At 32.8% G+C, this 13,651-nt stretch carries 14 protein-coding genes and 1 tRNA gene; 13 read left to right on the plus strand and 2 right to left on the minus strand.

Annotated elements, in window-relative coordinates; all coding sequences use genetic code 11:
- Positions 1 to 104: 104 nt before the first annotated feature.
- From BLP46_RS09575 to BLP46_RS12830, 5 genes are all read left to right on the plus strand, one after another.
- Positions 105 to 2,198, plus strand: a complete 2,094-nt coding sequence (locus BLP46_RS09575) for an AAA family ATPase (RefSeq protein WP_092978504.1) — start codon at positions 105 to 107, stop codon at positions 2,196 to 2,198.
- Between the two features lie 88 nt (positions 2,199 to 2,286).
- Entirely contained in the window at positions 2,287 to 2,832 is a 546-nt protein-coding gene (locus tag BLP46_RS09580) for a hypothetical protein (RefSeq protein WP_092978505.1), read from the plus strand.
- A 172-nt stretch (positions 2,833 to 3,004) separates the two neighbouring features.
- The gene (locus tag BLP46_RS09585) at positions 3,005 to 4,051 is read left to right on the plus strand and encodes a hypothetical protein (RefSeq protein ID WP_092978506.1); all 1,047 of its coding nucleotides are present in this window, start codon (positions 3,005 to 3,007) and stop codon (positions 4,049 to 4,051) included.
- Positions 4,038 to 4,283, plus strand: a complete 246-nt coding sequence (locus tag BLP46_RS09590) for a DUF6103 family protein (RefSeq protein WP_092978508.1) — start codon at positions 4,038 to 4,040, stop codon at positions 4,281 to 4,283. The genes BLP46_RS09585 and BLP46_RS09590 overlap by 14 nt, the downstream gene beginning before the upstream one ends.
- The gene (locus tag BLP46_RS12830) at positions 4,280 to 4,366 is read left to right on the plus strand and encodes an amidoligase family protein (RefSeq protein ID WP_207645232.1); all 87 of its coding nucleotides are present in this window, start codon (positions 4,280 to 4,282) and stop codon (positions 4,364 to 4,366) included. The genes BLP46_RS09590 and BLP46_RS12830 overlap by 4 nt, the downstream gene beginning before the upstream one ends.
- Before the next feature lie 14 nt (positions 4,367 to 4,380).
- Here the strand turns inward: BLP46_RS12830 and BLP46_RS09595 are convergent, their stop codons facing one another.
- Positions 4,381 to 5,916 (minus strand): hypothetical protein, encoded by a 1,536-nt coding sequence (locus BLP46_RS09595; RefSeq protein ID WP_092978509.1) that lies wholly within the window; start codon positions 5,914 to 5,916, stop codon positions 4,381 to 4,383.
- Between the two features lie 67 nt (positions 5,917 to 5,983).
- Between BLP46_RS09595 and BLP46_RS09600 the strand changes: the two genes are divergently transcribed.
- From BLP46_RS09600 to mobP3, 5 genes are all read left to right on the plus strand, one after another.
- Positions 5,984 to 6,997, plus strand: coding sequence for an amidoligase family protein (locus BLP46_RS09600; protein WP_092978520.1), 1,014 nt, complete (start codon positions 5,984 to 5,986; stop codon positions 6,995 to 6,997).
- A 14-nt stretch (positions 6,998 to 7,011) separates the two neighbouring features.
- Positions 7,012 to 7,545 (plus strand): gamma-glutamylcyclotransferase family protein, encoded by a 534-nt coding sequence (locus BLP46_RS09605; RefSeq protein WP_207645231.1) that lies wholly within the window; start codon positions 7,012 to 7,014, stop codon positions 7,543 to 7,545.
- The gene (locus tag BLP46_RS09610) at positions 7,542 to 7,934 is read left to right on the plus strand and encodes a hypothetical protein (protein ID WP_092978510.1); all 393 of its coding nucleotides are present in this window, start codon (positions 7,542 to 7,544) and stop codon (positions 7,932 to 7,934) included. Before BLP46_RS09605 ends, BLP46_RS09610 begins: the two co-directional genes overlap by 4 nt.
- A 353-nt stretch (positions 7,935 to 8,287) precedes the next feature.
- Positions 8,288 to 8,689 (plus strand): CopG family ribbon-helix-helix protein, encoded by a 402-nt coding sequence (locus BLP46_RS09615; protein WP_092978511.1) that lies wholly within the window; start codon positions 8,288 to 8,290, stop codon positions 8,687 to 8,689.
- A gap of 3 nt (positions 8,690 to 8,692) precedes the next feature.
- Entirely contained in the window at positions 8,693 to 10,081 is a 1,389-nt protein-coding gene (mobP3, locus tag BLP46_RS09620) for a MobP3 family relaxase (RefSeq protein WP_092978513.1), read from the plus strand.
- Between the two features lies 1 nt (position 10,082).
- Here the strand turns inward: mobP3 and BLP46_RS13095 are convergent.
- A tRNA-OTHER gene (locus BLP46_RS13095) sits at positions 10,083 to 10,184 on the minus strand.
- Between the two features lie 343 nt (positions 10,185 to 10,527).
- On the opposite strand from BLP46_RS13095, the gene BLP46_RS09625 reads away from it, so the two are divergent.
- From BLP46_RS09625 to BLP46_RS09635, 3 genes are read left to right on the plus strand one after another with little or no spacing between them, the layout of a single operon-like run.
- Positions 10,528 to 11,436, plus strand: coding sequence for a DUF3991 and toprim domain-containing protein (locus BLP46_RS09625; protein WP_092978514.1), 909 nt, complete (start codon positions 10,528 to 10,530; stop codon positions 11,434 to 11,436).
- The gene (locus tag BLP46_RS09630; protein WP_092978515.1) at positions 11,421 to 13,220 is read left to right on the plus strand and encodes a VirD4-like conjugal transfer protein, CD1115 family; all 1,800 of its coding nucleotides are present in this window, start codon (positions 11,421 to 11,423) and stop codon (positions 13,218 to 13,220) included. The genes BLP46_RS09625 and BLP46_RS09630 overlap by 16 nt, the downstream gene beginning before the upstream one ends.
- A complete protein-coding gene (locus BLP46_RS09635) occupies positions 13,213 to 13,482 on the plus strand; it encodes a helix-turn-helix domain-containing protein (protein WP_092978516.1) in 270 nt (89 codons plus the stop codon). Before BLP46_RS09630 ends, BLP46_RS09635 begins: the two co-directional genes overlap by 8 nt.
- Positions 13,483 to 13,651: the final 169 nt, after the last annotated feature.

Below are 13,651 nucleotides of genomic sequence, written 5' to 3' on the forward strand. Positions count from 1 at the left end.
ACCTTAGGTTTTGTGATATAATAACAAAAAATAGTTATTGTCGTTTGTTTTAATGGGAATGTTGTCTGTTTTTTTAGGGTTGAATAAAACGAGGAGATGAGATTATGTTATTAAAACGTTTTCGTATCACAAACTTTAGATCTGTTAATGATAGTGGTTGGATTGATGCAGATAGAATTACTGCGTTAATAGGAACTAATGAATCAGGAAAAACTAATATACTGTTGCCACTATGGAAATTAAATCCAGCAAATGATGGCAATATTGTTTTAACCGATGATTTACCACGAGATAAGTATCATGTGTTTAGAGCAGCTGAGAATAAACCAATTTTTGTCAGTGCGGAGTATAAGTTATTAGATGATGAAGCAAATGATTTGGCAAATATAACCTGTCATGAAAAGTCTGAGTTCGATGTAGCAATAGTAAAAAAAGATTTTGATGGGAAATATTTTTTTGAGCTTCCTAATCTTAACGAAAATCCAAGTCTTACTGTTGAGGATATTTTAAAAAAAGTTTATGAATGTCTAGAATCATTGTCAGCAATAAAAACAACGAATAGTGCGGAAGAATTAAGAAAAAATTTAGTGGCTGAAGAATTGGAAAAAGTAAACGTTCTTGCAAAATCAAATTATGATAATATTGATTTAATAAAAACTGTACATAATAATTTAAAAGATATAACGACGGACGTTAAATCATCTGCTTCATTTGCTATTCTTGAAAATTTTAAAGAAATAATTAAAGAGGCGTTCGATGAAGTATTAGTCCCATCAGTTATTGAAAGTCAAGAAGTTAAAGATTATCTTAAAGAGCATATGCCTAAGTATGTTTATTATTCTAACTATGGAAATCTTGATTCACAGATATATCTTCCTCAGGTAATTCAAAATTTTGGTAGAAAGGATTTAGGAGTTAAAGATGCTGCAAAAGTTCGTACATTAAAAACGCTTTTTGATTTCGTGCAATTAAATCCCAATGAAATTTTATCATTGGGTACTGAAAAGAATGGTACATTGAGCGTAGCAGAAATTGAAAAAATGGCTACCCAAAAAAAAGAAAGAGAAATTCTTCTGTCATCTGCTTCATCAGGTTTTACGAAATCATTTAATGAGTGGTGGAAGCAAGGAGATTACACATTCGAGTTTCAAGCAGACGGAAACTTTTTTAGAATATGGGTTTCTGATAAAGTTCGTCCAGAGAGAATAGAATTAGAATCTAGAAGTACAGGATTACAGTGGTTTTTTAGTTTTTACTTAGTATTTTTAGTTGAAAGTAGGAATAATCATAAAAATGCTGTTTTGCTATTGGATGAACCAGGTGTTACGTTGCATCCATTAGCACAAAAAGATTTGTTTATGTTTTTTGAGAACTTAGCTAAAGAAAATCAAATTATATACACAACTCATTCTCCATTTATGGTGGATTCTAATCATCTTGATAGAGTTCGTTCTGTTTATATTGATAACGATGGTAAGACGGTCGTGAGTCCAGATTTAAGAGCTTCTGAACGTATAAATGGAAAAAATCAATCGCAATCTATATATCCCGCTCATGCAGCACTTGGGTTAACTGTGTCTGATACTTTATTGATTAATTGCGAGCCAATACTTGTAGAAGGGGTATCCGATCAAATTTATTTATCTGCGTTAAAAAGTTTATTGATATCAAAAGGAGAAATTTCACCGCTAAAAGAAATTGTATTTATGCCTACAGGAGGAACAAAAGGAATAAAAGCAACAGCATCTATATTATCTGGTAAAAACGAAATTAAGCCTGTCGTTTTAGTAGATGGTGATAAACCAGGCGAAAAAATTAAAAAGGAACTTAATGCCGATTTTTACTCAGATTGTCCTGAGAAAATAATTAGTGTCTCTGAATTTACAAATTTACCGAACGGAGAAATTGAAGATATTTTTCCAATAGATAAATTCGCTAACATTGTGTGTAAATTTCTACCTCGACCTGAAGAAGTTGATGAAGAATTTGATGATGTTGTAAATAACAATGTCCCAATTTGTAACCAGATAGAAGAATATGCAAATAAATATGAAATTAACTTGGATAAAGGTTGGAAAGTAAGATTGGCTAGTACTATAAAAAAGGAAATATTGAAAGGCAAAGGTAAGATTATCTCTGAGAATGACTCAGAATTCAAAAAAGTAGTAGAATTATTTAATAGAATTTTAAATTCTTGAAATGAGTAAGTAACATATTAGATTGATAATATGAACTGTAATTTATAGATTATGAAACTTGGTATTAAATATAATAATGGAGGATATAATGAGTAAATATTTTAGAGAAAAATCAAAATTGCTTACAGAAAGGTTAGATATTCTTTATAATTTGCTTGAGAGATTAAAAGAACAAATTATTTTGGAAGATTTATCTAATGAATTAGGTACTCAAATAAAGGCTGGACGACAGCAAATTGATGGTTTTAATTGGATTGATGAGATAGATGTTAGCGGTGAATTATTTACTTTAATTAATAAAACCAAAAATAAGTATTACGCTTATGTTATTTACACAAAAAAAGATTATCACACTGTCGGCTTGGGTTTTCTATATAAGAACGAGGTGATTGCACCTCACATGGATTTTGAAGTAGAAAATATTATAAAAAAATATAGCAATGTAGAGCTTGATGAAATCTCAAATTTAATTGATGAGCTCATAAACAAAATAAATCAAGATATTGATTATCTTAATGCTAATTCTGATCCTAAAAAGCACGAACATTATTATGGTGAATATAACAAAGGGTTTGATAGTAAATATCGTTATGAATCTATTGTGAGTGTATTTAATGATTATGAAAAAAGATGATAATATTTACAAATTTTAGAATCTTTGAAATTGTATGAATTTATAAGGATTTATATAGCCGATTAAATAATTAGTTTTTGTTTATCCACAAGTTACAATTTATCTAAAATAAAAAAACGATTGATTTTCTTAACGAGAGTCAATCGTTTTTTTGTGTTCAGGAGGTGATACAATGTCTGCAACGGTAGGTGCAGCACTAAAGAAAATACTTGTAGCTTTATTAAGCGACCCGAAAGTTATAAAAACAATATTTGGAATAGTAATCGGCATAATCATTATTGTGGTTATGCCGATTGTTGCTGTTGTATCAATTTTTAATGGAAGTATGGAAATTGATACAGCTAAACTTACTCAGTCTATACAAGAAAATATATCAGCTGAACAGATGGAAAACTTTCAGCTCATCAACGATACTATGACTAAAGTTGAAAAAGAACTTGCTAAGAAAAAGCTATCTGACTACAACACACAAGCAGAAGTGATTTATTTGTTTTCGCTGTCCGATAAATCTAAGGAAAAAGACTTTGTAAAAAACTTTGTAAGCTGTTTTAAGAAGAATCAATCTGATGAAAATTTAATCAAAGCTGTAAACTCAAAGTTCGGAATTGATATTAAATATGAAGAATTTAAAAATGTAATGCAGACTATTAACAGCACGAAAATCAGCACATCAGGATACACAGACAAGACCACTAAGAATAATCTAGACCTTGTAAAGTGGTGCAAGAACGCAGAGCAAAATGGCTGGGGATATGTCTATGGTGGTTATGGTCAGATATGCACAGAGTCATATCTTAATCAACAAGCAAGTCTATATCCTGCTGATAACGAAGCTGGTGGACCTATGCGAGAAATTGGTGAGCAGTGGTTAGGTAAGCGAGTAGTTGATTGCATAGGATTAATAAAATCTTACGCTTGGTATAATCCTGACAGAGGAGATATAGTTGTCGGCTCAAATGGTTTTGCAGATTGCGGTGCAAATTCTATTTGGAGCTATGTTACCGAAAGCGGTGATATATCAACTATGCCTGATACAGCTGGTCTTGCTGTTTGGATGGACGGTCATATCGGAGTGTACATAGGCAACGGTGAAGTTATCGAAGCACAGGGTACAGCTTATGGTGTTGTCAAAACTAGGCTCGAAGGTCGTGGTTGGACAAAGTGGTTAAAAATTCCGAATATCAAATATGTGGAGGAAAAGAAAAATGAAAAAAGTTAGTGTAAACATAATGTACGACAGCGAAAAACTGTCTGCAATAAAGCTGTATATGTCACAGCGAGATATGGATATCAAAGATGAGCTTGAAAAATCGGTTGATGCGTTGTATTCAAAATATGTTCCTGCAAATGTCAGAGAATTTATTGATATGAAATCAACCACTACAAAACAATCAAAAACAAAAACTGAAAAATCAGACTCCGAAGAAAATAATTCAGGTGGTGAGCTATGAAAACTCAAAACTTCGGAATAGAAATTGAAATGACCGGCATCACACGAAGTACAGCTTCAAAGGTGATAGCCGGTTATTTCTAAGTTGTGTTTTTAAATTATTTGATTCCCATATCAATAAAAAAACAATTGAATTTGGTGTTGTCTTTATATAGCTCATTAATGATTGATTTAGCTAAGTTGTGTAGTTCTTTATCCCATATGATTTTTTGTTCTTTAAAAAAATTTATAACAGATTCTTTATCTTCAAAATTTATGTAACTATGGTAAAAAAACAGAATTAGTGGTAAATTGATAAACGGATTTACAATTTGCTCATTTGCAGATATGTCTAAATTTTCTTTGTATGTATTTATAATCTTATGCATTCTTCGAATTTGAAGTTGTTTATTATTCGTATTAGTATATATCTTAAAAAAAGCATCTAAATTCTTTAATGCGTGCAACCAATTAACTCCTGCTTTATAAGAGTATAAAGGGATAGAATAGTCGCTATAATAGTAAATTTTTTTATTATTACAGAAGATGAAGTGTGTCTTTTTTCCGTAGATTATATTATAGGTGATTTTTTTAGTCATTTTAATTTTAGTAAAAAGAAACAAGGAAAAAACGAACACCAAAATTAAGGATGATAAGCATCCTATGAAACTAAAGAGAAATTTAAACATGTTTATTCCATTTTGCATACTTATAAAAAGTGATGTAACTACAGCTAATGCTAAAGAAACAATAACTATTGTTGATATTGTAGTTTTTAAACAATTGCAAAATGTTTTTTTATTGAATATTTTTTTACTGTTTGAATATTTATATATAAATTTATTATCTAAACCATAGTTACATTTATTGTGCAATTTATTAAGTGCTTTAAGGTATTGGTTAAACAAGTACTGGAGATTTGTTGTTGTGCCAATAATATTATCGTTTTCAATACAAATGTTTTTATTATCATTATATATATATCTTAATGAATTCAATATTGTAAGTTCCGCTTTTGTGCTTGAAAACAATAAATTTAAAGTTACTAAGATTAAATATCCTGATATTATAATTGTTGTTATTATGAGTAGATAAACATACACATAACATACTATGTGTTTTATAGAATAATAAACAACTTGATTTATTATAGTTAACATAAGAACTATAATTAAATTAATAGATGCAGGTAAAAATTTATATTTTTTAGTGACATCATTATAGTTGAACACAAGATAATAATCTTTTTTTAGTGAAGCACAAATTACTATAACACCTATTGTGCTTAGAATTATTGTATATATGATGTTGGATATATTATTAATCGAATCAGTTACTTCTATATTTACAGTTTCGTTTACATTTAGTATCAAATGAATGTAAAATAGTAAAAATAGTGAATAAATAAAAATATGAAAATATATTGCCGGTAACCGATCAACAAAAATGTTTGTTTTACTGTTAATATCAGAGTGTTTTTTTAATATTTGTTTTAAATTTGAGGTATCTTTTTTATTTGCTTTGTCACGAGTTTTTGTTATTATATTAACCAAAAAAGTTGGTATTGCAATAAACAATACTAAAGAAATGCTTTCTAATACACCTGTAACAAATCCCTGGAACAAGCAATTTAACAGAGCAGAGTAATTAAACATAACATTATTCCTTTCTTTTGTTTTGTTATATTATATTATAAACCAACTAAATTTGCAAAAAGAGGTGATAAAAATTAAAACTCAAAACTTCGGAATAGAAATTGAGATGACCGGAATCACACGAAGTACAGCTTCAAAGGTGATAGCCGGTTATTTTAATACAACAGGAACACACGTTGGTGGAGTGTATGATTCATATTCAATTCGTGATAGTGATGACAGACAATGGAAGATTGTGCGTGATGCAAGTGTCCGTTGCGAAAATCGTTCAGGACAGAATGCAAGTGCATTGTATTCTGTGGAGTTCGTTTCTCCAATATGCACTTATGATGACATTGAAACGATACAGGAGTTAGTGCGTAGCTTACGTGGAGCTGGTGCAAGGGTTAATTCCTCTTGTGGTATTCATGTTCATATCAATGCTTCACCTCATACACCTAAAACATTAAGAAACATTGTAAACATAATGGCTTCAAAAGAAGATTTGCTTTACAAATCATTAAAAGTAAGTGTGTCCCGTGAGCATTACTGTCAAAAGATGGATACAAGATTTCTTGATGAAATAAATAACCGTCCGCCTATGTCAATGGAGCAATTAAAATCAATGTGGTATGACGGTGGTGATTACAGCTACAGGCATTATGATGACACACGCTATCACGCACTTAATCTTCATAGCGTGTTTAATAAGGGTACGATTGAGTTTAGATTATTCAATTCATCATTACACGCAGGAGTGGTTAAAAGCTATCTGCAACTGTGCCTTGCCATAAGTCATCAGGCTTTAATAAAGAAGTCAGCAAGAAGAACTAAAACTCAATCCGATAATGAAAAGTTTACTTTTAGAACTTGGCTTATCCGTCTTGGATTAAATGGAGAGGAATTCAAAACAGCTCGTCATCATCTGCTGAAAAATCTTGAAGGTAATATTGCTTGGAAAGATCCAATACAAGCCGAAAGACAAAAGGAAAGACTTGCACTGCGACAGGTGCAAGAGCAAACAGAAAATATAGAACAACCCGAAGTGGAATCCGTTTCAGAGGAGCAGGAAAACACTTTGGGTTTTGTTATGTCAATGTAAAAGGAGAAATTATTATGAGTAAAAAATTATACATTGCCTATGGCAGTAATCTAAATCTCGGTCAAATGAAATATCGTTGTCCAACAGCAAAGCTATATGGTACAGGAGTAATTGAAAACTACGAGTTACAGTTTAAAGGAATGCCACATTATGCGTATGCAACCATTGCACCATGTGAAGGTAAGTCTGTACCTGTTGCTTTATGGGAACTTCAACCAAGAGATGAAAAACTACTTGATAGATACGAGGGTTATCCGTCGCATTATTTTAAAGAGGACTTACCTGTAAAAATCAATGGCGAAGAAATTACTGCTATGGTTTACATTATGAATTTGAAACAGCAATTCGGATTGCCAAGTGAAGGCTACTACAATACAGTTCGTCAAGGATACAAGGATTGCAAGTTGGATTTAAATGTTTTAAATGATGCAGTAAATGAAAGTGCAGAGAAATATTACGAAAGCATTGAGCAGGATAGCCCATTTAATTTATTCGATGAAGATGACAGCGAAGATATTTCAAATGAGATTGGAGGTATGAGCTTATGAATGAAAGAAAAAGGTTAAAGAAGTTACTTGGTGATAAATACATCTTCAAAATCTTTTTACCATTAGGTGAAGTAAGAAATATTTTACATTCAAAAGATACACACGAAAAATTATTTGCTTCACTTACAGTTGGTTGTGTGAAAATCAATTCAATAGTATTTTCGACTGCTGATAAGTCAGTACTTGTATTTGATATCCTTGTCAAAGACAAGCCTGACAGCACAGAGTGGATTTGCTATGACACTGTAACAGATGAAGTGAAACTCAGCTCATACAATCTTGAGCAGACAATGTTTGATAATCTTAATCGTGTAGTAAAGAAATATGGACTATCATATACAGAGTGTAATTTTGAGGTTGTAAACGGTAAGATTATTAAAACGGAATAATCACCAATGTCATCGCCACAAATGCCCTGTGTGCGATTTGTTGTGAGAAGTCGAGAAAGTATCCGATTTTAAGGAAGAACGCAAATCAGGGCATTTCTGACGAGTTTTAAAAAACAGAAGTACCGGCAATTCGGGCAGTAGCTTTAGGGTGGATTTTTAAGCAGGATAAAGGCGTATTCCGTGCAAGCACGGATACTGCCGAATTACACCGTACGGCAACGCCATTCGGGGATTTTGAAAGGTGTTACCTTTTGGAGAATGTGTTACCTACTGTATTCCAAACTGCCCGAATTTGCCGTTTTAAAGAGATTTTCTATGAATACTCAAAGTGTTACCGAAAGGAAAGTTAAAAAATGGATAATGATTCAAAAAGAATAGGACTGTATATCAATCAAGATTTGCTCAAAGCCTGTGATAATTCTATCTCAAGAACTAACGCAACATCAAGAAGCGATTTTATTTCAAATGCCATTGAATTTTATATAGCTTGGTTAGACTCAAAGAACACAACAAAGATATTAACTCCTGCATTGGAATCAGTAATCGGTTCAAAAATTCTTGATACAGAGGATAGAATAGCAAGAGTGTTATTCAAGCAAGGTGTAGAGCTTGCAATGCTAATGCACGTAGTAGCCGCAACCAATGACATTACAGAAAGTCAGCTGAAAGATTTAAGAAAAATCTGTGTTGAAGAAGTAAGAAGAAACAGTGGTAAGTATAAATTTGAAGATGCGTTTAGGTTTCAGAAAGGGTAATCTATGCCAAAAATAATAATGAAATCTCCGTATATTAAACCTAACTCAAAAACCAATATCGGAAATTATGTTTCGTATATCGCAACTCGTGAGGGAGTTGCGAAAGCAGAAAATTCAAAAAAGCATTTAGCTTCTACTTCGGTTCAGGAAAAGATAATAGGTAAATTATTAAAGAACTATCCCGATTCAAAAGATTTATATGAGTATGAGGATTACATAAACAATCCTACTCGTGGCAATGCAGACGAATTGATTTTACGAATTGCAGAAACACACGCAGAGTTATTTGGTGACCGTGAAAAGTATGTAAGCTACATTGCACAGCGACCAAGAGTAGAAAAGCTATCATCTCACGGACTATTTACTGATGATGGTGTACCTATAATTCTATCTAATGTACAGAAAGAAGTTGCTGAAAGTAAGAGCAATATCTGGACACATATTATATCTTTAAAGCGAGAGGATGCAGACCGACTTGGGTATAACAATGCTAATGCATGGATGAATCTTATCCGTTCACAGCGTAATATGATTGCTGAGAATATGAAAATAGCTCCTGAAAATTTCAAATGGTATGCTGCTTTTCATAACGAAGGATATCATCCACACATTCATATGATTGCATATTCTACGAAACCAAATGAAGCATATCTTACTGAAAAGGGAATTGAAAACATCAAATCCAATCTTGCAAATGTTATCTTTAGACAGGATTTAATATGTATTTATCAAAAACAAACCGAGCATAGAGATACACTTCGTGCTGAAGCTCGTGATATTGTTGCTGATATAGTTGCAAGGGTTAATTCTGAAACTTATGTCAGTGACTCAATTCAGCAAAAACTGTTAAGGCTTGCTGAAAAGTTACCCAAGACAGAGGGTAAGAAGGTTTATGGTTATCTAAAAGCTGATGTAAAAGTAATTGTAGATTCTATTGTTGATGAGCTTGCAAGTGATGACAGAATTAAAAAGCTGTATGATTTATGGTACGAACAAAAGGAGAATACAATCAGAACCTACACTGATGAAATGCCCATACGCATACCTTTGGTAGATAACAAAGAGTTTAAGTCAATCAAAAATTCTGTAATTAAAGAAGCATTGAAATTAAATCTTTCAGAAGATGAAACTGAAAAATCAGAATACACAAATGAAGAAAACACCTCTGCAAAACCTACGAAAGGTTCAAACAAAGGTGTTATATATCCGAAATGTTCAGTTAAATCTAAGCGTAATAGTGTTACAATCTCATCGTTAATTCTTCTGCGAACACTTTCTAATATGCTCCAAAATCGTTTGAGATTTGAAGAAAAGCAAAAATCTCAGCAGACAGATAAAAAGCTTCAGCAGAAAATAAATGATAAGAAGCAGGCTCAGGGATTGAAAATGTAAATGGCGGAGATTGGGGGAGTCGAACCCCCGGGGTTGTTACCTTATTTCAATGTGTGATAGTGATCTTAGACATAGTAAGCTGTTACAATCTCCACAAATCCCCGTAATATCCGCCAGCATACTTGTCGCCATTATTAATTTCATTATATCATCTCCAGACAAAGTAAATTTAAATTCTAAATTGCTTTTGATTTTATAAGAAATCGTAACAGAAAAGCCCGTAATCAAAATTGCTATCACACTCATTAAGGACTATCTAACAATATAATTATATCAAACAATTTTATTAATTCAATAACCCAAATGAAAATTTTATCTACACCAAGAAATAACTATGTCAAATTCGTGACAGGTGCCTCCTGTCATGATGATAGGGGAAAGTTAACTACCCAAGTTAAGATATTACAACAGAAAAGAAAAATATATTTAATCTATAAGGAGAAACAATGTCAGAATACATAAACTTTACAAATGAAGAAAGAGAACGAGCAAGGCGAACTAACCTTGCTTCTTTTCTTATAAGTCAGGGAGAGAGTGTTAAAAAGTCAGGTTCAGAATATGAATGGCTTGACGGCTCACAAAAAGTTACAATCAGAGGTAATCTATGGTATCATCAGTACGAACAGAAAGGCGGTGATGCAATAGATTTTGTACGCAGATTTTATAATAAGGACTATGTAGGTGCAGTACAGTTGCTTTTAAGTCAATCAGGTGGAAACTTAATAAAATCAGCACCAATAGAAAGAAAACAAAAGCAATTTAAATTACCTGAAAGAAACGACAGAATGAGCAGAGTTTTTTCTTATCTGTTGTTGACACGTGGCGTTGATAAAGAAGTTATCTATGAATTTGTGCGTAAGAAGATGATTTATGAATCAGCAAAGTATCATAATGCTGTGTTTATTGGATATGATTCAGACGGAAATCCTTGTCATGCACATCTAAGAGGAACTGTTTCAAGCAATGCTTTCAAAGGAAATGTATCAGGCAGTAAACTTGAATATAGCTTTCATTGGAATGGCACAAGTGACAGGCTGTTTTTATTTGAAGCACCGATTGATATGCTAAGCTTTATATCTATGCACAAATACAATTGGAAATGTCACACCTATGTAGCATCCTGTTCAGTTTCTGACAGGGTGCTTTTTCAATGCTTGAAAGATAATCCAAGTATCAAAAAGGTATATCTTTGCTTTGATAATGATGAAGCAGGACAGACTGCAAACAAACGCATAGCAGAAAAGCTTAATAAAATTAATATACAAAACGAAATCCTCATTCCAAAACGCAAAGATTGGAATGAGGATTTAACTTTATTAGAGAAAGGTAAAGGTGATATATGTCAGGTATTATAACTTTGATTATTGTAACAGGTTCAATGTTTGCCTTGTTTATACTCATAACAACCATTGGTAATCACTATTCGCTCAATCGTATAAAAAATAAAACAGTCGGACAAGGTCAGCATGGAACAGCTCGTTGGGCAACCAAGAGAGAAGTAAAGCAGACCTACAAACACATAGATTTTCAACCAAGCGAATGGAGAACCGATAAAGATAGCCGACCAACACAGCAAGGCATTGTAGTCGGTTGTAAAAATAACAGAAACGGAACAACTGCAATGGTAGATACAGGTGATGTTCACGCATTAATGATTGGTGCGGCTGGTGTTGGTAAGACCGCATATTGGCTTTATCCTTGCATTGAATATGCCTGTGCGACGGGAATGTCCTTCTTATGTACTGATACAAAAGGAGATGTTGTTCGTAATTACGGAACGATTGCAGAGAAGTATTACGGCTACAAAATATCCGTTATAGACTTGAGAAATCCAACACGCTCACACGGAAATAATCTTTTACACCTTGTAAATAAGTATATGGATTTATATAAAGCAAATCAAGAACAGCTTGGTTACAAAGCAAGAGCTGAAAAGTACGCAAAAATTATATCGAAGACAATTATTCTTTCAGGAATGGACTCAGCTTCATTCGGTCAAAACGCATATTTTTACGATGCAGCGGAGGGCTTGCTAACAGCTACAATCTTACTTGTCGCAGAATTTTGCAAGCCTGAAGAAAGACATATTGTTTCTGTATTTAAAATCATTCAGGAATTGTTAGCACCAACAAATCAGAAAGGTAAAAACAAGTTTCAGTTACTAATGGATTATCTGCCAAATGACCACAAAGCAAAATGGTTTGCAGGAGCCGCACTTAACACAGCCGAACAGAGTATGTCAAGCGTAATGAGTACAGCACTATCAAGATTAAATGCTTTTCTTGATAGTGAATTAGAGCAGTTACTATGCTTTGATACCGAGATTGATGCAGAGAAGTTTTGTAATGAGAAGTGTGCAATCTTTATTGTTATGCCCGAAGAAAACCCAAACACATTTTTTATGGTGTCACTTATTATCCAACAGCTATATCGTGAGATATTATCCGTTGCAGATGAAAATGGTGGTGTACTCAAAAATCGTTGTGTGTTCTTTTGTGATGAATTTGGCACTCTGCCTAAGATTGATTCAGCAGAAATGATGTTCTCAGCATCACGTTCTCGTAAATTGCAGATAGTGCCAATCATTCAATCCTTTGCACAGCTTGAGAAGAATTACGGCAAAGAGGGAGCAGATATTATCATTGATAACACACAGCTTACAATTTTTGGTGGATTTGCTCCGAATAGCACAAGTGCAGAAATACTGTCAAAATCACTTGGCAGTAGAACGGTGATGAGTGGTTCGGTCAGCAAAAGCAAGAATGACCCGTCACAATCCTTGCAGATGATAGAGAGACCATTGATGACTCCTGATGAATTAAAATCCCTACCCAAAGGAACATTTGTTGTTATGAAAACAGGCTTTTATCCTATGAAAGTGAAATTTAAATTATTTTTTGAGTGGGGGATTAAATTTGAAGAAGCATATACCGTTGAAGAAAATGGAAATCGTCAGGTTGCTTATGCTAACAGTACAGAGCTAATGAATAAGATTATTGAGTCTTACCATCCTGATTTTCTTGATAAAAAAGAAACAGTAAAAGGTATTGAAAATAAAGATAACAAACCGCCTAAAGAAAAACAAGCTCCACTCAGAACCGAACGACCAACACAAGACGAGGTGAGCGAAAATGAGTAGATTAACATTTTTATATCAAATGGATTTATCACACCGAGCAGTTGCTGTATATGTTTATCTCTACGACCGAGCTAACAAAAACGGTGAATGCTGGCCCGCTGTATCTACCATTGCAAAAGAAATCAAACTATCTCAAGCCACCGTACGTAGAGCAATAAAGGATTTACGCAAAGCAGGGCTTATAGAAACTACCCAAAGATACAGAGCTAAAGGTGGCACAAGTACGTTGCTTTTTAAAATAAAGCAAATAGATTTGAAATAAGAAAAGCATCTATTGATAAATTTTTATATAAACGTATCGATAGATGCTTATTAAATTTAAAATTATATTTATTGCATATTTCGACATAAAAATGCAATAAATTTTATACAATAATAGTATGAGGTGGTAATTAATTATTTTATATCGCAAAGTATTCTACTTTACGATA

This window comes from Ruminococcus sp. YE282 (assembly GCA_900101355.1).
GTDB classification, from domain to species: domain Bacteria; phylum Bacillota; class Clostridia; order Oscillospirales; family Acutalibacteraceae; genus Ruminococcoides; species Ruminococcoides bromii_A.